Origin of the sequence: Flagellimonas taeanensis, assembly GCF_003584105.1 — a bacterium.
GTDB classification, from domain to species: domain Bacteria; phylum Bacteroidota; class Bacteroidia; order Flavobacteriales; family Flavobacteriaceae; genus Flagellimonas; species Flagellimonas taeanensis.
The window spans coordinates 61,058-82,504 of the sequence record NZ_QXFO01000019.1 but is presented as its reverse complement, the minus strand read 5'-3'; the positions used below and the strand labels follow the sequence as shown (position 1 = coordinate 82,504).

Here is a 21,447-nt window from a genome sequence, read left to right as displayed (position 1 = left end):
AGAATTATCTTTGACCACCTCATTCAGTTTTAATGGAAGTAGATTGTGTACCCTTTAAGGAAACAGGTTATTTTTCAAGGCTTATTTGTGATTACCTGGACCAACGGGAAGAACTAAAACCATTTTTCAACCGATTTCCCCTGCCCGAGAACTTTGAAGGGCAGATTAAGGAGAAACAGGAAAACTACCCAAAAGCCCATAGAGCGATCTTGGTGGCGTCATTGAAGGAGCAGTACAGTGGGTTTGAGGCAACGGAAGCCACTTTGGGCAATATTGCTTCCTTGGCTGACACCAATACGTTCACCGTGGTCACGGGGCATCAATTGAACCTTTTTACCGGTCCCCTGTATTTTGTGTACAAGATTGTTTCCGCCATCAATTTGGCAAAAAAACTGAAAGAGAGGCATCCGAACCATCATTTTGTGCCGGTATATTGGATGGCCACAGAGGACCATGATTTTGACGAGATCAATTATTTCAACCTGCACGGTAAAAAAATACAATGGAACAGAAAAGCATCCGGTGCGGTGGGAAGATTGTCCACAGAAGGCCTGGATGTCCTTTTTGACACACTGACCGCCGAATTGGGGCAGACCGGCAAAGCGGAAGAATTGAAGGACCTCTTCAGAAAGGCTTATTTGGAACATGACAACCTTGCCAAGGCCACCCGCTTCTTGGCCAATGCCCTGTTCGGCGACCAAGGGTTGGTCATTGTGGACGGGGATGATGCTGCCCTGAAGAAACTGTTGGTCCCGTTTGCGGAGAAGGATATTTTTGAACATACGCCCTTTCACAAGGTAACGGAGACCATTGATGCCCTGTCCAGCATATCTTCGGACTATACCATCCAGGTAAACCCTCGGGAAATCAATTACTTTTATCTGAAGGATGGCCTTAGGGAACGGATCCTGGAAAAGAAAGGGGACTTTTATGTAGTGGATACCCCAATCAAATTTACACCAGATGAGCTCCGAAAAGAATTGGAGCTGCACCCAGAGCGGTTTTCGCCCAATGTGATCGCCCGGCCGTTGTACCAGGAAGTGATCCTGCCCAATCTCTGTTACATTGGCGGTGGAGGGGAGCTGGCCTATTGGTTGGAACTCAAACCCTATTTTGAGGATATGGGAATCACCTTTCCTATGCTCTTGCTCCGAAATTCAGCTTTGCTGGTCAAAGAGAAGCAGTACAAAAAAACGCAAAAATTGGGAGTCAAGGTTTCCCATCTCTTCCTGAAGCAGCCATCGCTTATCAACAAAAAGATACGGGAGATATCCAATATCGATATTGATTTTTCTCCCCAGAAAAAACTATTGGAGGAGCAGTTCCAATTGATGTACCATCTGGCGGAACAGACCGACAAGAGTTTTTTGGGAGCGGTAAAGGCCCAGGAAGTAAAGCAAAAGAAGGGATTGGACGCCTTGGAAAAACGGTTGTTGCAAGCACAGAAAAGAAAACTGAAGGACCATGTGGTCCGCCTGACCGACCTTCAGAATGAATTGTTTCCCAATAGGTCACTTCAGGAAAGACAGCTCAATTTTTCCGAAATGTACCTCGAAATGGGGGGCTCCCTCATACCGACTTTATTGGACGCGTTAGATCCGTTCCGTGACGGGTTCCTTGTCCTAAAATCCTGATCTAGGGCAGAAAATCAATTTTTTTCAAAAAAAATAAAAAAACAGGTAGGGTATTTTCCCCTATGGTTGTTTTGTTATTGAAAGTTGCTATGAAAAAGTAAAGATTTATGAGTTGGTTAACTCATATGTTTAGGTTGGTTTTGATTTTATTGAAAAGCCCCGGAGTGGTTCCCGGGGCTTTTTGCTTTTATGTTTATCGTCAAGAAAGAATCAGAAGAAATCGGAAAAGAAGGACCTTACCTCAAAATAGGTGGCTTCCTTCATGGAATTGAACCGCACCTCCGCATGGCCCACCCTTTCTTCGGGACCAATGCCCACACTGTGAAATCCACCGGCAATGGCGGCATCGATGCCTTTTTCGGCATCCTCGAAAACCACACAGTTGCTGGGTTGTAACTTCAGTTTTTCGGAAGCGTATAAAAAGATATCTGGAGCAGGTTTGCTCTTTGCCACACTGTTCCCGTCCCCGATCACATCAAAATAATGCATAGCTTTGAGTTGTTGGAGCACCTTGATGGCATTTTTGCTGGCACTTCCCAAAGCGACCAAAAATCCTTCCTGCCGCAAATGGGTGAGCAGTTCCTTGGCCCCGGGAAGATAATCTTCGGGGGTCATGCTCTCCAAACTATCTACATAGAGATCATTTTTCTTGGAGGCTAGCTCAACTACCGTATCATCGGTAAGGGAAACATGGTTATGGTCCATAATGACCTTTATGGAATCCATTCGGGAAATGCCCCTGAGTTTTTCATTGAGTTCGCGGTCAAAGTGCCAGCCCATTTCATCGGAAAGTTTTTTCCAGGCTTCGTAATGAAGCTCGGCAGTATCGGTGATCACTCCGTCCAAATCAAAGATGAATCCCTTGATCATGTTTTGAGGGTATTAGGAAACACAAATAAATGACGAAAACTGTTAAGAAAAAAACTACATAAGGTTATGTTCTTCCAAAAAGGGCCATTCATAAATGGCACACTACTGGAATCCATTGGTATAGGGCCAAGTTTTGAAAAAGTGTCATAAATATCCTTTAAAACATACTTTTTCAACTAAAGCAAATTGCTATTTTTGCCCATGCATAACAACGTACTCATCTTGGATTTCGGTTCCCAGTACACCCAATTGATCGCAAGACGCGTCAGGGAACTGAACATATACTCGGAAATCAAACCATACAACAAGCTGCCCGAAGATCTTTCGCAATATAAGGCCGTGATCCTTTCAGGTTCTCCTTCCTCCGTAAGATCTGAAACTGCCCCACATCCCGATCTTTCTGGAATAAAGGGCAAAATGCCATTGTTGGGCATTTGCTACGGTGCGCAGTATTTGTCCCACTTCCACGGAGGCAATGTGGCGCCATCCGCAACCCGGGAATATGGGAGGGCCAATCTCTCCTTTATAAAAGAGGGTGAAGAATTTTTACAGGGCCTTTCGGAAGGAAGCCAAGTTTGGATGAGCCACAGCGATACCATTAAAGATTTGCCAGAAGGTGCGGTTCGATTGGCGAGTACCCACGATGTGGAAAACGCCGCTTTCAAGATTGATGGGGAGACCACCTTTGGTATCCAGTTCCATCCCGAGGTCTATCACAGTACCGATGGAAAAAAAATACTGGAGAACTTTTTGGTGAACATTGCCGGGCTTGAGCAGGACTGGACCCCCGATGCCTTTGTGGAAACCACGGTAGAGGAGCTGAAGGCGGAAATCGGTGACGATAAAGTCATTCTTGGCCTATCCGGAGGTGTGGACTCCAGCGTAGCTGCCATGTTGTTGCACAAAGCCATTGGGAAACATTTGCACTGTATTTTTGTGAACAATGGCCTTTTACGCAAGAATGAGTTTGAAGATGTGTTGGACCAGTACAAGCACATGGGACTCAATGTGAAGGGAGTGGACGCTTCGGCACGTTTTTTGGGCGCGCTGAAGGGAGAATCCGATCCCGAGGGAAAAAGAAAGATCATTGGCAGGGTCTTCATCGAGGTTTTTGATGATGAGGCCCATAAAGTGGAAAATGCAAAATGGTTGGCGCAGGGCACCATTTATCCGGATAGGATCGAATCCGTTTCGGCAAGTGGTGGACCATCGGCCGTAATCAAGAGTCACCACAATGTGGGCGGATTGCCGGATTATATGAAGCTTAAGATCGTGGAGCCCCTGAAAATGTTGTTCAAGGATGAGGTGAGAAGAGTAGGGGCCAGCATGGGCATGTCCGAATCCATTTTGGGACGTCATCCCTTTCCCGGACCGGGATTGGGCATACGGATCTTGGGGGACATCACCCCAGAAAAAGTGGCCATTTTACAAGAAGTGGATGCCATTTTTATTGAAGGTTTGAAAAAATGGGGACTTTATGACAAGGTCTGGCAGGCCGGAGCCATGCTTTTGCCCGTAGATAGTGTCGGGGTCATGGGAGATGAGCGTACGTATGAAAAATGTGTGGCGCTCAGGGCCGTTGAAAGTACCGATGGAATGACGGCAGATTGGGTGAATTTACCCTATGAATTCCTCCAAAAGACCTCGAATGATATAATAAACAAGGTCAAGGGCGTTAATAGAGTAGTGTATGACATTAGCTCAAAACCACCTGCAACTATAGAATGGGAATGAAAAAAAACATCTTACAACTGGTCATTGCGGTCATCTTTTTGGCAGCGATCCCGGTTTCCGCACAGAACTATGCCACACATGCCGTAAAGGAGGGGGAAACGCTACAGAGCATTTCCCAGAAGTATAAGGTTACACCATACTCCATTTTACAGGCCAACAAGGAAATCAAGAGTGCTTCCGATGTGAAGGTCAACACCATGTTGATCATTCCGTTGAACGGGGCCGTGACCGTGGAGGAAAAGAAACCTGTACAGGTGGAACAAGAGGAAGAAAAACCGATTGGCTACACGCGTCATAGGGTAAAAAGAAAGGAGACCATGTTCGGGCTCACCCAGAAGTACAAGGTCACCGAAGATCAGATAAAGCGCTATAACCGGCAGCTCTATTCCGAGCAGTTGAAAAAAGGAATGGTACTCCAGATTCCCAAGTTTCCCAAAGTGGATCCGGATGAGGAAAGGGACCTCGATTTTGAGACCTATACCGTTCAACCCAAAGAGACCAGATGGAGCATTGCCCATAAGTATGGTATTACCGTGGACAGTTTGTTGCTCTTGAACCCTGACTTGGACAAGACCACCAACTATTTGGCGACAGGTCAGCAACTGAAACTTCCCCGGCCTAAAGGGGATAGCCTCAAGGAACAGCAAGTGGACCTGTTCACATCCTATACCGTTCCCCCCAAAATGACCCTCTACAGTTTGGGCAGGGAGTATGGAATTCCTTCGGACTCCATAGTCAAGTTGAACCCAGAGGTGATGAAACAAGGTGGCCTCAAAGAAGGGATGGTCATCCGTCTTCCCAAGAAAAGGGACACATCGGGAGCAGTGAACACCGAAAACTATATTTTCTATGAAGTCAAGCCCAAGCAGAATATTTTCAGGATCACCCAAAACCTGAAGATTTCCAGAGAGGAACTCTTCCGCCTCAACCCAGAACTTGAAAACGGTCTCAAGGCGGGAATGGTGCTCAAGCTTCCCAAAGAAAAGGCTGTGGACCTGGAGGTGAAGAATGCTTTGGTACTGGACAAAATCAATCTCATAGACAGTATAGATGTCAAGAACAGGCCCAAATTGGTATTCATGCTACCCTTTAGGCTAGATCGCGTAAATGTGAACGATAGGGAAAAAGCCGAGAGCATGATAAAGAACCGAAGGGACCTTGCCCTTAGCCTCGGATTTTATACAGGGGCTTTGGTGGCCCTGGATTCCATAAAAAAATTGGGCGTTTCGGTCGATGTGAAAACATACGACACCGAACTGAGCCAGACGAAGGTCAAGGAAATCCTGTTCAGGGAAAACCTGAACGGGGTAAATGCCATCATTGGCCCAGTATCCTCCGAGACCTTGAACGAGGTTGCCGTGCAAGCGGCCAGCAGAAACATTCCTGTGGTTTCCCCTATCGCTTCGGAAAGCAAATTGAGCCACGGCAATGTTTTCTTTTCAGTACCGCGTGATGCCGTATTGAGGGAAAAAATGCTCACTTACATGAAAAAAATATACAAAGGGGAGAACGTGATCATCGTGGCCGATTCTACCCATCAGGTAGCACACGACTCCATTTTGTCCAAATTCCCTGCGGCACAGATTGCAAAGATCATAGACAACAAGTCCCTTCATTTGGATAGGTTTCTCGTGAAATTATCTGAAGACAAAGAGAACTGGGTGTTCTTGGAAACGGACCAACCGAACATGGTATCCAGTGTCAGTTCCATATTGAACTCCGCAAACACAGAGAAGATAAAAGTGCGCATGTTCACCACCAGCTATAATGGCGCATTCGAGGATGATGCGGTATCCATGACACATTTGTCCAATTTAAAGTTCACCTACCCTTCGTTTTACCGGGAAGCGGACAACGATACTTTTGTCAGGGCCTATGAAAAGCGTTATAATGGATTGAAACCCGATCGGTATGCTGTGCGTGGTTTTGATGTCACATTCGACATTTTGCTGAAATTGGCCCACAAGAACAACCTTTTTGAGACTTCCAAGATCATTGGGCTTACAGAGTACACGGGCAACAGTTTTGATTATTTGAACGATTGGGCCTCAGGGTATTTCAACCGGGCCTGCTATATCATGAAGTACGAAGATCTACAGATTAAAGAAGTGAATCCCGATGACATCAAAAGTAACCTATAACGGAGACCTGAGGACCACTTGTGTCCATGTCAGGTCAGGAAGCGAATATATTACCGATGCCCCTGTGGACAACAATGGCAAGGGAGAGGCCTTTTCCCCTACGGATACCGTGGCCACGGGGTTGGCCAACTGCATGATGACCATGATGGGAATAAAAGCTAGGGACTTGGGTGTGGATTTGAAAGGATCCACAGCAGAAGTGACCAAGCACATGGCCGCAAACCCAAGACGGATATCCAAAATTGAGGTAAAGCTGGAACTTCCTGCCGATGTGTCCGAAAAGAACAGAAAGATCTTGGTGCATACCGCGAACACGTGCCCAGTGCACTATAGTCTACATCCAGATATTGAGAGAGTAATCGATTTTCATTGGGTAAGATAGTTTTCATAGGATACTTGCTTTTTCTCGGTTTTTTGGGAACTGCACAAGAAATTGAGGAAGGTGTTCCATGGGATGAAAACATAAAGCTCACTTGGGCCGATTTTAAGGGGAAGGTGCCCCCGGCACCCGTTCCGGCCGCTACTACTGCCAGTGGCATCAGCTATTCCTATTCGGCCAACCTGCTGCACCACGAAGTGAAACTGGATTTTGAGGTGACCGCCTATTTTTACCCGAACGAATCTTGGTATAGGCCAACACTCTGCAACGACAACACCTTGGCCCATGAACAGCTCCATTTTGACATTTCCGAGCTATTTGCCCGCAAAATGCGTAGCCGATTAAGGCGTACTTCATTTTCCGATGATGTAAAGGCAGAGGTACGAAAGATTTACAACGATATCCTTCAAGAGCTCGATGACTTTCAGGACCAGTATGATTGGGAGACCAATTTTTCCAGAAATCGGGAAAAACAACTGGAGTGGAACCAAAAGATTGCAGAAGCCCTAAAAAGCAAGGCAGAAGGATAGATTTTACTTGTCCCTGTACGATGCAATGAACTTTTGGTCCAGTTCTTCCGAATCCTTGTATTTCAACCGGAGACCTTCCAAATCTTTTTTCAGTTTCTTGCGAATGTCGCCATAGGCCGGGTCGTCATACACATTATGCATTTCATTGGGGTCCTTTTTCAGGTCGTACAGCTCCCATTCGTCCACATCATGGTAAAAATGGATGAGCTTGTATGCTTTGGAAGAGATGCCATAGTGTCGTTTCACGGTGTGCTCCCCAGGGTATTCGTAATAATGGTAATAGACACTTTCTCTATCCCATTGTTCCATGTTCCCGGTGAATAGGGGCATCAAGCTTTCGCCCTGCATGTCATTCGGAGCCTGAATACCGGCAGCTTCCAAGAAGGTCTGTGCAAAATCCAGGTTCTGGACCATTTCATCTGAAGTGATGCCCGGTTTGATGGTATGGGGCCATTTTACCAACAAAGGTGTCCGGAACGATTCCTTGTACATGAACCTCTTATCGAACCAGCCGTGTTCACCCAGATAAAATCCTTGGTCCGAAGTATAAACCACCAAAGTGTTTTCCGTAAGTTGGTTTTCTTCCAGATAATCCAACACTCTTCCCACGTTGTCATCCACAGATGAAATGGAAGCCAGATAATCCTGCATATACCTTTGGTATTTCCAACGGGTCTTGCCTTTTTCGTCCATTAGAGGCCATTTTACCCTAAAATCGGCCGCGATGGCATCCAAAATGGGGAGATACTCGGCCTGCTGTTCGGGGGTGAGCCGAGACATTTCCACACCATTGAAGAGTTTTTCATCGCGTAGGTCGGTTTCGATGCCCATTTCTTCCAACACTTCGGGATATACCTTGCAATCGTAGTTGGTCAGCATATGCTTGAAAATGTTCATCTCGGCTGTTTTGGCTGCTGTGCCCCGATGCGAATAGTCATCAAAAAGGGATGCTGGTTCTGGGATTTCCTTTTTCAGGTAGGTCTTGAATTTTTCGGCCTTGGGCCACCAAGGTCGATGGGGGGCCTTGTGGAGGTACATCATCAAAAAGGGTTTGTTGGGGTCCCTTTTTTTCTCCAGCCATTCAAGCGAAAGGTCGGTGATGATATCCGTGGCATAACCCATTTTTTGGATGGTATCTCCCTTTGTAGTGATAAAATCAGGGTTCATGTACCGTCCCTGCCCTGGTACGATCATGAACTCATCAAACCCTTTGGGACTATTGCCAAAATGCAGTTTGCCGAACATGGCCGTTTGATAACCTGCTTTTTGGAACAATTGGGGAAATGTTACCTGGGTGGTGTCAAATGGGGTGAGATTATCTATTTTGCCATTGATATGGGTATGTTTTCCTGTTAAAATGGTGGCCCGGCTCGGTGCACAGATCGAGTTGGTGACGGTGGCATTGCTGAACAACATTCCTTCCCTGGCAATACGGTCGATGTTCGGGGTATGGATAAGGGTGCTGTCATAGGCACTGATGGCCTGATAGGCATGGTCATCTGACATGATGAACAAAATATTTGGGCGTGGATCAGGGAGTTCTTTTTCCCCCTCTTTGGATTCCATTTTGCATGCCAGTACCAAGAGGCCAAGGAGACAATAGGACAGTATTCTATGATTCATCGGTTATAGTTAGGTTCAAGAAAGTACGACAATCAAGAAGATGGCCATGACCAAAACTACGATGGAATGATGGAATATTCATCAAGGGATGTGATAAAGTCATCAAATACAACTGTTTGTCCACCCCAAGCAAAACAAAATCGATATGTTTGTGTAAGCTTAAAGGTTCGGAAAGCATATAAAACAAATTCCCATGAAGAAACACGTATTGTACTTTGTCCTATTTTTCACAGTACTTTCACTCCGATCGCAGGACGAACAGTTGCCTTTGCGAGGGTTGGCCATCGCTGCTCCTGACAAGGAAAATGTGGCCCTTTTCGTGAAATTCATTAACGAGGAACTGGCCCCCAGAAAAGTGAACACCTTGGTGCTGCGGGTCGATTTCAATTTTCAATACACCTCTCATCCAGAACTGGTTGCGGGAAACCCTCTTTCGCAAACAGATGTGGATGCCATTGTAGCCGCTTGTCAGGACAACAATATTCAAGTGATCCCCCAGATCAATTTGTTGGGGCACCAATCTTGGGCCGATAAGATTGGGAAATTGTTGGAGGTCTATCCCGAATTTGATGAGACCCCCGAGGTGAAGATTCCTGAGGAATACAAATGGCCAAATACAGACGGGCTATACTGCAAAAGTTATTGTCCGCTGCATCCCGAGGTGCACAACGTGGTCTTTGACCTTGTGGATGAGATCACCACCGCCTTTAAGGCCGATGCTTTCCATGCGGGAATGGATGAGGTGTTCTACATAGGGATGCCCAATTGCCCCAGATGCAATGGAAGGGACAAGGCGGAACTCTTTGCGGGGGAGGTCACCAAGATCAGGAACCATCTGGCCAAGACCAATAAACGCCTCTGGATCTGGGGCGACCGTTTGATCGATGGCAAGACCACCGGACTGGGCATGTGGGAGGCGAGCATGAACAATACCCACCGTGCCATAAACCTTATCCCCAAGGATGTGATGATCTGCGATTGGCACTATGAGCGGCCCGACCCCACGGCCATCTATTTTGCCATGAACGGATTTGATGTGGCCACCTGCTCTTGGCGAAAGCCCGAAGTGGCCCTGGAACAGCAACAGATGCTCAAAACGCTCCGAAAGAACGCCACCGCCGACATGAAACCCCGCTACAGGGGCATGCTGCACACCTCATGGACCAGTTTTTCCAATTTTTTGAAAATGTTCCAAGAGGAAAACCCCGAAGAGGAAAACGATGCAACTACGTTTAAAGCATTGTTTGGCAAGTAGTGGCTTGTTGTATCAAGCAATTTCTATAGACTTGTTTCATTTAGCCTAAACATCACACCTCAAAAAAGCATCCTTTAGCGCATCGATTTTGTCGTCCCAAGTGGCAATGAATTCTTGGGCCACATAACCCGTAAACCCGGTTTCGTGGATGGCCCTGATGATGGCAGGGTAGTACAGTTCCTGGGTTTCATCGATTTCATTACGGCCAGGGACCCCAGCGGTGTGGTAGTGCCCAAAATAGGGGTGGTAGTTCCGTATGCTACGGATGATGTCGCCCTCCTGGATCTGCATGTGGTAAATGTCGAACAACAATTTAAAGTTGTCGCTGCCCAAATGTTTGCAAAGTTCCACGCCCCATAGGCTGCTATCGCACATATAGTCGGGGTGGTTCACTTGGTTGAAAAGCTCCATTTGGATGACCACACCATGTTTTTCGGCCAAGGGCATGATCTGCGAAAGTCCGTCCACACAATTTTGAAGACCAACATAATCGTTCATGCCGTTGCGGTTGCCGCTAAAACAGATGAGGTTGGTGTAGCCCGCTTCAGCAACCTTCGGGATCATTTCCGTATAATTTTTGATGAGTTGCTCGTGGTACTTGGGGTTGTTCCAACCTTCGGTAAGGCTGATTTCCGCGCCATTGCACATGGAGCAATGGATGTCATATTTCTTCAAGATATGCCATCTATCTGGACCTATCAAATCAATGGCCTTTACACCCAGTTCGTTCAGCGTCTGTAAAAACTCTTCAAAGGGAATATCATTAAAACACCACTCGCATACGCTGTGGTTGATGTTGTGCTTCAGCTTAAACTCCTTCTGGGCCCCTTTATCCTGTGAATAGCCGGACACGGATGCCAAACCTGCGGAACCCACAGCGGCTGTGGTTATAAAATTTCTACGTTTCATTATTGGTAATGATTGTTCAGCGAAAGATAGTACATTAGCCCTACAAATGGAAATACGGCCCGATACAAAACAGCTTTTGGAACTGGCACATTACAAGATGCCTTACGGTAAGTACAAGGGGCGTTATCTGGTGGATCTGCCCTTGCCCTATCTGGTGTGGTTCAGCCAAAAAGGCTTTCCCGAAGGGAAGTTGGGCAACTTCTTGAACACCATGCTCACCATCAAGGACAACAACCTGGAACCCATCATCAGAAAACTACAGAAACAATTTCCCAAGGAATCTCCCTGATTTCTGCGCAGCAATTTGTAACTTTACGCCCCGTAATAGAAGTTGCAATATGTCACAGACCAAGTACATTTTCGTTACGGGAGGCGTTACCTCATCTTTGGGGAAAGGAATCATCGCCGCATCCTTGGCCAAACTCCTACAGGCCAGGGAATACCGGACCACCATACAAAAATTGGATCCCTATATCAATGTGGATCCGGGAACGCTGAACCCCTATGAGCATGGCGAATGTTATGTGACCGACGACGGGGCGGAGACCGACCTCGATCTTGGGCATTACGAACGTTTCTTGAACGTACGCACTTCCCAAGCGAACAATGTGACCACGGGAAGGATCTACCAAAGTGTCATTGAAAAGGAACGTAGGGGCGAGTTTTTGGGCAAAACGGTCCAGGTGGTGCCCCACATCACCAACGAGATCAAAGAACGCATCCAGATTTTGGGCAAGAGTGGTGATTATGACATCATCATCACTGAAATAGGGGGAACCGTGGGCGATATTGAGTCCTTACCCTATATTGAAGCTGTTCGACAACTGCTATGGGAATTGGGCGAGCACAACGGAATTGTGGTACACCTTACCCTAGTGCCATTTTTGTCGGCCGCGGGCGAACTGAAGACCAAACCCACACAGCACTCCGTGAAAACCTTGATGGAGAGCGGAATCAAGGCCGATATATTGGTCTGCCGCACAGAGCACGAAATTTCAGAGGACATCAAGGAAAAACTGGCCCTGTTCTGTAATGTGAAAAAAGAGGCGGTGATCCAATCCATCGATGCATCCACCATTTATGATGTACCCTTGATGATGCAGGATGAAGGCCTGGATGCCGTTACGCTTGAAAAATTGGCCCTTCCCAACAACACGGAACCCAATTTGGACCAATGGAAGGAGTTTTTGGAAAGGCACAAGAACCCAAAAAATAAAGTGACCATAGGTCTGATCGGAAAATATGTGGAACTTCAGGATTCCTATAAATCCATATTGGAGGCCTTTATACATGCCGGTGCCGCAAATGAAGTGAAGGTAGAGGTACGTTCCATACATTCGGAACACCTATCTGCCAAGAACATCGACAAAAAACTGATGGGACTGGACGGAATTCTGGTCGCACCCGGTTTTGGCGAACGAGGTATCGAAGGAAAAGTGATGGCCGTGAGATACGCCCGCGAGAACAATGTCCCGTTCTTGGGCATCTGTCTGGGCATGCAAATGGCCGTGATCGAATTTGCACGCAACGTGCTTGGGCTGGACAATGCCAATTCCACCGAAATGGACAAGGGCACTCCATATCCCGTCATCAGTTTGATGGAAGAACAGAAATCCATCACCGATATGGGAGGGACCATGCGTTTGGGGGCCTGGGACTGCCACTTGAAAGCCGACAGTCTGGTCGAAAAAGTGTATGGCAGTGCTGACATTGCAGAACGTCACCGCCATCGATATGAATTCAACAATGCCTACAAGCAACAAATGGAGGAAGCTGGCTTGGTGGCCTCTGGGTTCAACCCTAAAACAGGACTCGTCGAAGTGGTGGAAATCCCTTCGCACCCATGGTTCATTGGGGTACAGTACCATCCAGAGTACAAGAGCACCGTGGCCAATCCGCACCCCTTGTTCGTTGGTTTTGTAAAGGCAGTACTGGCCCAGAAGCAGAAACAAAAGAATGCCAGTTTGGCATAAACTGGGGTTTTGGATATATATTTGCCCCCTGAATATCGATAATTGAGTTCTACTAAATAAATTTCATGGAAGAAAAGAAGCTGGATGTCAAGTCCATTATTGGATTTGTACTGATTTTTGGGATACTCGTTTTTATGTTTTACCAAAATCAGCCCACCCCAGAAGAGTTGGAGGCCCAAAAAGCAGAGCAAGCACGTGTGGAGGCTGCTGCCAAACAGGCAGAGGAAGCGAAAAATGATCCGGCCCCCATCAAACAGGCACAGGCCATTGACTTTGCCGATTCCACTGCCGTGGCCAACTATAAAAGTGCGGTAGGGGCATTTGGCTTTACCCAGGCATCCGAAGGGACCACCAAGTTGGAGAATGAGGTACTCTATCTGGAAGTTTCCAATAAGGGAGGGCAGATTGTGGAGGCCAGAATGAAGGATTTTGTCACCTTTGATTCTGTTCCAGTGTATTTGATAAAGGAAGGCAACGCCAATTTTGCCCTGAACTTCTCCACATCGGACAACAGGGTGCTCAATACCGCAGACCTGTTCTTTGAACCTACACTTTCAAAAAATGGGGACAATCAGGTGCTTTCCATGAAGGCCAAAGTGGCAGACAACCAATTTTTGGAGTATCGCTACGAAATGAAACCTGATGAATACCTTTTGGGTTTTACGGTACGATCCCAAGGCCTGAACGGGGTCATCAACAGTGGCAAACCGATTACCCTCGAATGGGACATGAAGGGCATCCGTCACAACAAGAGTGTCCAATATGAAAACCGCTATACCCGATTGACCTACAACCATGATGATGGCAACATCAGTAAATTGTCGGAGAGCAGTGATCTGGATGAAGAAGCAGAAGAGGATGTGAAATGGCTTTCGTACCGACAGCACTTTTTCAGTTCCATTTTGGCGTCGGACAACCATTTTGAAACGGCACAACTGAGTTCCAAAAACTTGGTCGAGGACGAGAGCAAGGACATACGCTTCACCAAGGAATACAGCACTAGGGCCCCATTGCAATTGCAAGGAGGGGAATTGTCACAGAACATGCACTGGTACTACGGACCCACCGATGTAAAAGTATTGGACGATTATAAGGAATTGGGCCTTGCGGATTCCATTCCCTTCGGTTGGGGAATTTTTGGATGGATCAATAGATATGTGTTCACTCCTTTCTATGGGTTCCTGAGCTCTTTCCTTCCTTTTGGGATCGCCATTATTGTAATGACCATCATCGTGCGGTTGGTACTGTCGCCCGTTACCTATAAATCCTATCTCTCACAGGCCAAGATGAAGGTCTTGAAGCCTGAGATCACCGAAATCAACGAGAAGTACAAGGACAATGCGATGAAAAAGCAGCAGGAGACCATGAAGCTCTACAACAAGGCAGGGGTGAGCCCCATGAGCGGTTGTGTGCCGGCATTGCTGCAGTTGCCCATTTTCTATGCGCTCTTTATGTTTTTCCCCACCTCTTTCGCTTTGCGACAGAAATCCTTTTTGTGGGCAGAAGACCTGTCATCTTATGACGTCATATTCAATTTGCCGTTCACCGTCCCATTTTATGGGGACCACGTGAGCCTGTTCCCTATATTGGCCTCGATTGCCATTTTCTTCTATATGATGATGACCACAGGGCAGAGCATGCAGATGCAGCAACAGCCCGGTATGCCCAATATGAAGTTCATCATGTACCTATCGCCCATAATGATGTTGTTCTTCTTCAACAACTACGCCAGTGGGTTGAGTCTCTATTACTTTATTTCCAACTTGATCACTATTTTCATCATGTTGGCGATTAAGAACTACATCTTGGACGAGGACAAGATCCATGCGCAGATCCAAGAGAACAAGAAGAAGCCCAAAAAGGAGAATAGGTTCCAGCGCAAGATGCGAGAGATGATGGAACAGGCCGAAGAGCAGAAAAAAACAGGCAAGAGATAAGACTTTTTAAAAGGCAGTTGCTAATTTTCTAGGCTGCCTATCCAAAGGATAGCTTTCCGTACAAAACAAAAAAACTCCCTCAAAAATGCTTGGGGGAGTTTTCCATATTTCGGTTTAGTTTGGAAAGATTTGGGACTTCAAAGATGCGCCATAATCAAGCGGAAAAAAATTAATAGTTGTCAAACCATTGGTTTTTGTAGTTAAATTCTCCCCTTTTGATGTGTCATCGATGAACGGCAATTTTTAAGGACAAAGGCCCCTTGAAAATGATTTCCAAAAGGCCTTTGCAGTGATATAGAAACGGCTAAAATCTTAATTTGTCGTATCTGGGATCAATACAATGTCCAGAACGTGGATCACCCCATTGATGGCCTGCACGTCAACTGCATCGATACCTATTCCTGTGTTCCCAGCTCCATCGGTCACATCGGCAATGTTGTCACCGGTTCCGGGTAGGTTGATGGTAATGGCATCTCCTTCCAAGGTAGTGGCCATAATACCGTCGGAAAGATCTCCAGACCTCACATTGGCCCCTGCAACCACATGATGTTGCAAAATGGGAATCAAATCGGCTTCGGCAGGTATGGCAGCCAAGGCTTCAAATGCTGCATTGGTCGGGGCAAATACCGTAAAGGGATCGCTACCTGCTCCGCCCTGGGCAGAAAGCACGCTCACAAAGTCCACACTTGGGGTCAATTCGGTCAATGCTTGCACCAAGGTGGAGAAATTAGGGTCGGCAACGGCAAAGGTGACCACGGTGGGCAAATCTATGACGGCATCTACTGCATGGATGACACCATTGGTGGCAACAATATCGGCCAAGACCACGTTGCTCGTACCATTCAAGGTCACCCCATCATCCGTATTGATGTATAGGCTCAGGTTTTCATCCGTATCGAACTCAGCCGCAGTGTTTACATACGAATTGGTCAATCCTGAAGAGAATGCAGCTGCACCGACCACCACATGGTTGAACAGTATGGCATTCAAATCATTTGAATTTGGATTGGTGAATGCATCAAAGGCATCATTCAGTGGCGCGAACACGGTGAAATCCTCTGTTTCATCGGAAAGCAGATTGGTGAACGTAGTGTTTCCGCCATTGGTCAAGGCAGCTACCAAGGAGGTCAAATTTGGATTGGCCACGGCATGGTCCACAATATTGGGCAGGTCTATCACGGCATCCACCACATGTACAACACCATTCAGCGCTTTAACGTCGGCCATCACTACGGTGGACACCCCATTAAAGGTAACGTCACCCGAAGTATCGAAGAAAAGGCTTATGTTTTGGTCGCCTGCACCAACAGCCAGTGTACTCGTATAACCTGAACCCAATCCAGTTAGGTCATCAGATGTCACTTCACCACTGATCACATGGTTGAGCAATACATTGGTCAACACATCAACTGGAATGTCCCCTAGTTGGGCACCATCCAAGAATGTTTCAAAAGCCTCATCGGTAGGGGCCAAAACGGTGAACGGTCCTTCTCCCCTCAATACAGTGGGGAGGTCTCCATTGGCAGCAACAAGGGCCGCTACGAGATTTTCAAGATTTTCATTGCCCAGAGCAAGGTCGGTAATGGGAACCAATAGTACATCGGCCAATGCGTCGAGGGCAGCCTGAGGAAGCAATACTTTGTCAATGATGTGCACAACACCGTTGGAAGCCACGATATCGGCGGTAGTCACTTGTGCAGCCTCGGCAGTGGCATCGCTGATGAATACACCACCTTGTGTGGAAACCTCCAAGGTTGAACCTTGCAAAGTGGTGATGGTCTGTCCATCGCTCAAATCGGAAGACATCACAGCTGCATCCGCAACAACGTGATAAGTTAGGACAACGGCGAGCAGATCTTGTAATTGTTGCGTGTTGAAGTCGTCGAGCGAATCAAAACCGTCCAATTGTGCTAAGAGATCTGCAAAGGCATCATTGGTAGGGGCAAAAACAGTGAAGGGGCCTTCTCCGCTCAATGCGGTCACAAGGTCGTTGTTGGAACTTTCATCGGCCTTTTGAAGTGCACTGACCAAACTGCTCAGTTGTGGGGTCGCTTGGGCGGCCGCCACAATGGTCACATCGGTTTCCGGTGGATCGGTTGGTCCGTTGTCATCGTCCGAACAGGATGTGAAAATCAAGAACAATGATAGTAATGTAAAACGGGATAGTTTGTCTAATGTTTTCATAATCTTATTGTTGTTGTATAAGTGTTTAATATTTTAAAGATATAGTTAAACAAAATAATATTCATTTTGTTTAAGAAAAATTGTAAAAAGTTTAACATTTTTTAAAATTATCCATTTTGATATGTTTGGTCGTGCTATACGACTTAGGTCACATGTCATATTAATGATTGTTATTTTTTATTTTTGTAGTCTTAATTAAGTGAAATGAAAAAGGTTGTTGTAGGACTTTCGGGAGGAGTGGATTCCAGCGTTGCGGCATATCTCCTAAAAGAGCAGGGGTATGAGGTAATCGGCCTTTTCATGAAGAATTGGCACGATGATTCCGTGACCATTTCAGAGGAATGTCCATGGCTGGAGGACAGCAATGATGCCCTCATTGTGGCCGAAAAATTGGGTATCCCGTTCCAGACCGTTGATTTGAGCGCGGAATACAAGGAGCGTATCGTGGACTATATGTTCAACGAATATGAAAGGGGGCGTACGCCAAACCCAGATGTGCTCTGCAACCGCGAGATCAAGTTTGATGTCTTTTTAAAGATTGCCCTGCAATTGGGTGCCGACTATGTGGCCACAGGTCATTATTGTAGAAAAGGAACCATCCAGAATGAAGATGGTACCGAAACCTATCAATTGTTGGCGGGAAAGGACCCTAATAAGGACCAATCCTATTTTTTGTGCCAATTGTCCCAGGAGCAACTGTCCAAGACGTTGTTCCCGATTGGGGAATTGCTAAAACCTGAGGTTCGAAAGATTGCCGCCGAGAATAATCTCATCACTGCTGATAAAAAGGATTCCCAAGGACTCTGTTTTGTAGGAAAGGTGCACCTTCCCGACTTTTTACAGCAAAAATTAAAGCCCAAAAAAGGAATCATTGTGGAAGTGCCCAGTACTGCTTCCCAATTTGCGGTGGCTGTTCCCGAATTTCACAATGAAAGGGAGAAATTGGCCTTCCAAGCGGAAAAGCCCATTTTTTCCATGGAAGATGGCAAAGTGGTGGGGGAACACCAAGGCGCCCATTATTTTACCATTGGGCAACGCAAGGGGCTGAACGTTGGGGGCACCAAGGAACCCTTATTTGTCATTGAAACCGATGTGGACAAGAACATCATCTATACCGGGCAGGGCAAGTTCCACCCAGGTCTTTTCCGGAATACGCTTTTTGTGAAAGAGGACGAGCTCCACTGGGTACGTCCCGATTTGGCCTTAAAAGAAGACGAAACCATGGAGGTGATGGCACGCATCCGTTACCGTCAGCCATTGCAAAAAGCCACCCTCTACAAAGTAGGGAATGGACTGTATGTGGATTTCCAAGAAAAGCAATCGGCCATCACCGAAGGACAGTTTGTGGCTTGGTACGTGGACGATGAGTTGGTAGGGTCTGGAGTGATTTCGTAACCCTTCAAAAAAATGGCATTTCGTCATTCTGAATTTATTTCAGAATCCTTTGCAATATTATTTTTATTTTGATGGGAAACTGAAACAAGTTCAGTTTGACAATTATTCAATAGTACATGCAAAACAAAATCACCCAGCTTTTCGGAATACAATATCCTATCATACAAGCCGGTATGGTCTGGGCCAGCGGATGGCGATTGGCCTCGGCGGTCTCCAATGCAGGCGGATTGGGGCTGTTGGGCGCGGGAAGTATGTACCCGGAAGTATTGGAGGAACATATCATCAAGTGCAAAAAAGCGACCGACAAACCTTTTGGCGTGAACGTTCCCATGCTGTACCCCGATATTGAAAAGTTGATGGAAATCATTGTCTCCCAGGGAGTGAAAATCGTGTTCACTTCCGCAGGAAACCCCAAGACCTGGACGGGTTTTCTCAAAGAGAAGGGGATCACCGTGGTGCATGTGGTGAGCAGTGTCAAGTTTGCCCTGAAAGCCCAAGAGGCAGGGGTGGACGCCATTGTGGCCGAAGGTTTTGAAGCGGGTGGACATAACGGAAGGGATGAGACCACCACGATGGTACTGATTCCTTCTGTGAAAGAAAAAATAAGCATTCCCTTGATTGCCGCTGGAGGCATCGCAACAGGAAGGGCTATACTGGCCGCTATGGTTCTTGGAGCGGATGGAGTGCAGGTGGGCAGCCGGTTTGTGGCCACTCCCGAGGCCTCTTCGCACGAGTCCTTCAAAAAAAGAGTGGTGGAGGCACAGGAAGGGGATACCCAACTGACCTTGAAAGAGCTCGCTCCCGTACGTCTACTCAAGAACAAGTTCTACCAAGATGTGCAGGAGGCCTACGCCAAGGGCGCATCTGTCGAGGACCTGAAAACTCTATTGGGAAGGGCCAGGGCAAAGCGGGGCATGTTCGAGGGGGATATGGAAGAGGGGGAATTGGAAATTGGCCAAGTTTCAGGTTTGATCCATGCAATGAAGCCCGCCGCCGAAATTGTTGCCGAACTGATGGCCGAGTTCCACAAGGCAAAGTTGGAAGTCAATGACTATTAAACTATTCAGACAGAAGCTTTCCGCACTTTTTCATACATTTACCCCAGAGCAATGAGAACACTTATCCCCACACTAGTCTTTTTGGTGCTTGCTTCCTATTGCCATGGGCAAGTGGAGCAGGACAAAGCACTCCATTTTTTGGGAGGCAACCTATTTGGTTTGGCCGGAGCAGGAATCGCAAAACAGGCCTCTGAGGGCAACCGGATTTGGACCTTTGTGGGCTCGGTGGCCGGAAGTACGCTTATAGGCTTGGCCAAGGAAGCGGTCGATGCAGGACAGCGTGAGAACGGTTGGGACAACGACGATCTTGCCGCAACGGTCCTAGGTGGTGTCACGGTGGGAGTCACCATTGATTTGTTTTCCAAAAAGGACGACAAAAAAAGACTGCGTGGCCGCTATTCCCAACTGGATCTGAAAAAGCAAAAGCCCTTTCCCTATCCAAAATCGGAATTTGTGGTATGGGATGGCAATCTTCCCAGTTTGAATACCTTGGGACTTACTTCTATTTCGCTTTAGGTCAGATAAGCCCCCTTGCCTTGATTTCCAAGTATTTGTTGATAGTATTGACGGTCAAATCCTCCGGTTTGGTCAAGATGGTCTGGATGCCATGTTTGCGGAGTTCGTTCACAATGAGTTTTTTCTCATAAATGAACTTTTCGGCAATGGTCTGTTCAAAGATTTGATGCACCGTTTCCGCCTTTTTATGGGCAAATTCATTCAGCTCGGTATTTTCAAAGAAAATCACCACCAACAGATGCTGTTTGGCCATGGCCAACAAATAGGGAAGCTGTCTGTGCAGGGCATCCATGGTCTCAAAATTCGTATAGAGCAGCAAAAGACTGCGTTGGTTCAAGTTCCGTTTTACATCCACATACAGCCGACTGAAATCACTTTCGATGAAATTCGTCTCTAGGTTGTAGAGCGTTTCCAGGATGAGGTTCATCTGGGAGCTTCGCCGCTCCGCTACCACCCTGTTCTCGATTTTGTCACTAAAGGAGAACATGCCGGCCTTGTCCTGTTTTTTTAGGGCAATGTTACTGATCACCAAGGTGGCGTTGATGGCATAATCCAAGAGGCTAAGGCCATTGAAGGGCATTTTCATCACCCGCCCCTTATCGATCACGGAATATACGGGCTGCGATTTTTCATCCTGATATTGGTTCACCATCAATTGCCCCCGTTTGGCCGTGGCTTTCCAGTTGATGTTCCGGATATCATCGCCCAACACATAGTCTTTTATCTGCTCAAATTCCATGGTATGTCCAATACGCCTGATCTTCTTTAGGCCATATTCGTGCAAACGATTGGTGAAGGCCAGCAGATCATATTTTTGGAGTTGGAGGAACGAGGGGTAAACCGGAACTTCCTGGGATTGGCCCACGGTATGTTTTCTGGCCAAAAAACCTATGGGCGAAACCGAAAAAATGTTCAGACTTCCAAAGGAGTACACCCCACGTTCGGTAGGCCGTAGTTGATAATGGAAGACCTTTTCCGCACCACTGGGAAGCTTGGTTTCCAACAGAAAATCCCTTTTCTGGAACTGGAAAGGAATCTCATCGATGACCCTAACTTTTACAGGGAACAAATATCCGTTCATCAATTGTAGTTGGATCGGGTTTTCGTCCCCATTGGAGAGTTTGTCGGACAAAATGCGGTGTCCTTCTACCTTTCCCTTGGAAGCAAAGAGCAAGATGATATCAACGATCAGCAATAGGACCAGGACAAAGAAAAGCACCTTCAGCGCCCCATAGAGATTGGGGACCATATACGAAATCACAAATCCCACGATGAGCGTCGTGAGGATCATGAAAAATCGTTTTTGCAG

At 46.8% G+C, this 21,447-nt stretch carries 17 protein-coding genes; 12 read left to right on the top strand and 5 right to left on the bottom strand.

Going from position 1 to position 21,447, the window contains the following annotated elements; all coding sequences use genetic code 11:
- The first annotated feature begins 32 nt into the window (after positions 1 to 32).
- Entirely contained in the window at positions 33 to 1,634 is a 1,602-nt protein-coding gene (gene bshC / locus D2V93_RS10075) for a bacillithiol biosynthesis cysteine-adding enzyme BshC (protein WP_119619404.1), read from the top strand.
- A 210-nt stretch (positions 1,635 to 1,844) separates the two neighbouring features.
- Here the strand turns inward: bshC and pgmB are convergent, their stop codons facing one another.
- Positions 1,845 to 2,504: a beta-phosphoglucomutase gene (gene pgmB / locus D2V93_RS10070; RefSeq protein ID WP_119619403.1), complete on the bottom strand. Its 660-nt coding sequence runs from the start codon at positions 2,502 to 2,504 to the stop codon at positions 1,845 to 1,847.
- 201 nt (positions 2,505 to 2,705) lie between these two features.
- Here pgmB and guaA point away from each other — a divergent pair, with 201 nt between their 5' ends.
- From guaA to D2V93_RS10050, 4 genes are read left to right on the top strand one after another with little or no spacing between them, the layout of a single operon-like run.
- Positions 2,706 to 4,238, top strand: coding sequence for a glutamine-hydrolyzing GMP synthase (gene guaA / locus D2V93_RS10065; RefSeq protein WP_119619402.1), 1,533 nt, complete (start codon positions 2,706 to 2,708; stop codon positions 4,236 to 4,238).
- Positions 4,235 to 6,379: a LysM peptidoglycan-binding domain-containing protein gene (locus tag D2V93_RS10060; protein ID WP_119619428.1), complete on the top strand. Its 2,145-nt coding sequence runs from the start codon at positions 4,235 to 4,237 to the stop codon at positions 6,377 to 6,379. Before guaA ends, D2V93_RS10060 begins: the two co-directional genes overlap by 4 nt.
- Positions 6,357 to 6,761, top strand: a complete 405-nt coding sequence (locus D2V93_RS10055) for an OsmC family protein (protein ID WP_072882808.1) — start codon at positions 6,357 to 6,359, stop codon at positions 6,759 to 6,761. Before D2V93_RS10060 ends, D2V93_RS10055 begins: the two co-directional genes overlap by 23 nt.
- Complete coding sequence (locus D2V93_RS10050) at positions 6,749 to 7,288, top strand: DUF922 domain-containing protein (RefSeq protein WP_119619401.1); 540 nt, start codon at positions 6,749 to 6,751, stop codon at positions 7,286 to 7,288. The genes D2V93_RS10055 and D2V93_RS10050 overlap by 13 nt, the downstream gene beginning before the upstream one ends.
- A gap of 3 nt (positions 7,289 to 7,291) precedes the next feature.
- On the opposite strand, the gene D2V93_RS10045 is transcribed toward D2V93_RS10050, so the two are convergent.
- Positions 7,292 to 8,911 (bottom strand): sulfatase family protein, encoded by a 1,620-nt coding sequence (locus D2V93_RS10045; RefSeq protein ID WP_119619400.1) that lies wholly within the window; start codon positions 8,909 to 8,911, stop codon positions 7,292 to 7,294.
- A 193-nt stretch (positions 8,912 to 9,104) separates the two neighbouring features.
- Here D2V93_RS10045 and D2V93_RS10040 point away from each other — a divergent pair, with 193 nt between their 5' ends.
- A complete protein-coding gene (locus tag D2V93_RS10040) occupies positions 9,105 to 10,166 on the top strand; it encodes a family 20 glycosylhydrolase (protein ID WP_119619399.1) in 1,062 nt (353 codons plus the stop codon).
- Between the two features lie 45 nt (positions 10,167 to 10,211).
- On the opposite strand, the gene D2V93_RS10035 is transcribed toward D2V93_RS10040, so the two are convergent.
- On the bottom strand, positions 10,212 to 11,075 hold the full coding sequence (locus D2V93_RS10035; protein WP_119619398.1) for a hydroxypyruvate isomerase family protein: 864 nt from the start codon (positions 11,073 to 11,075) through the stop codon (positions 10,212 to 10,214).
- Positions 11,076 to 11,121: 46 nt separating this feature from the next.
- Between D2V93_RS10035 and D2V93_RS10030 the strand changes: the two genes are divergently transcribed.
- The 3 genes from D2V93_RS10030 to yidC all read left to right on the top strand — a co-directional run bounded on the left by D2V93_RS10030 (position 11,122) and on the right by yidC (position 14,985).
- On the top strand, positions 11,122 to 11,364 hold the full coding sequence (locus D2V93_RS10030) for a DUF3820 family protein (protein ID WP_119619397.1): 243 nt from the start codon (positions 11,122 to 11,124) through the stop codon (positions 11,362 to 11,364).
- Between the two features lie 49 nt (positions 11,365 to 11,413).
- Positions 11,414 to 13,048 carry a CTP synthase gene (locus D2V93_RS10025; protein ID WP_119619396.1) on the top strand — a complete coding sequence of 545 codons (1,635 nt, stop codon included), beginning with the start codon at positions 11,414 to 11,416 and terminating at the stop codon, positions 13,046 to 13,048.
- 65 nt (positions 13,049 to 13,113) lie between these two features.
- On the top strand, positions 13,114 to 14,985 hold the full coding sequence (gene yidC / locus D2V93_RS10020; protein ID WP_119619395.1) for a membrane protein insertase YidC: 1,872 nt from the start codon (positions 13,114 to 13,116) through the stop codon (positions 14,983 to 14,985).
- Positions 14,986 to 15,297: 312 nt separating this feature from the next.
- Here the strand turns inward: yidC and D2V93_RS10015 are convergent, their stop codons facing one another.
- Positions 15,298 to 17,169 carry a fasciclin domain-containing protein gene (locus tag D2V93_RS10015; protein ID WP_119619394.1) on the bottom strand — a complete coding sequence of 624 codons (1,872 nt, stop codon included), beginning with the start codon at positions 17,167 to 17,169 and terminating at the stop codon, positions 15,298 to 15,300.
- 204 nt (positions 17,170 to 17,373) lie between these two features.
- On the opposite strand from D2V93_RS10015, the gene mnmA reads away from it, so the two are divergent.
- The 3 genes from mnmA to D2V93_RS10000 all read left to right on the top strand — a co-directional run bounded on the left by mnmA (position 17,374) and on the right by D2V93_RS10000 (position 20,138).
- Positions 17,374 to 18,564, top strand: coding sequence for a tRNA 2-thiouridine(34) synthase MnmA (gene mnmA / locus D2V93_RS10010; protein ID WP_119619393.1), 1,191 nt, complete (start codon positions 17,374 to 17,376; stop codon positions 18,562 to 18,564).
- 116 nt (positions 18,565 to 18,680) lie between these two features.
- Positions 18,681 to 19,622 carry an NAD(P)H-dependent flavin oxidoreductase gene (locus tag D2V93_RS10005; protein ID WP_119619392.1) on the top strand — a complete coding sequence of 314 codons (942 nt, stop codon included), beginning with the start codon at positions 18,681 to 18,683 and terminating at the stop codon, positions 19,620 to 19,622.
- A gap of 51 nt (positions 19,623 to 19,673) precedes the next feature.
- Positions 19,674 to 20,138 (top strand): YfiM family lipoprotein, encoded by a 465-nt coding sequence (locus D2V93_RS10000; protein WP_072882832.1) that lies wholly within the window; start codon positions 19,674 to 19,676, stop codon positions 20,136 to 20,138.
- A gap of 1 nt (position 20,139) precedes the next feature.
- Here the strand turns inward: D2V93_RS10000 and D2V93_RS09995 are convergent, their stop codons facing one another.
- Positions 20,140 to 21,429, bottom strand: coding sequence for a DUF58 domain-containing protein (locus tag D2V93_RS09995; RefSeq protein WP_119619391.1), 1,290 nt, complete (start codon positions 21,427 to 21,429; stop codon positions 20,140 to 20,142).
- Positions 21,430 to 21,447 lie beyond the last annotated feature (18 nt).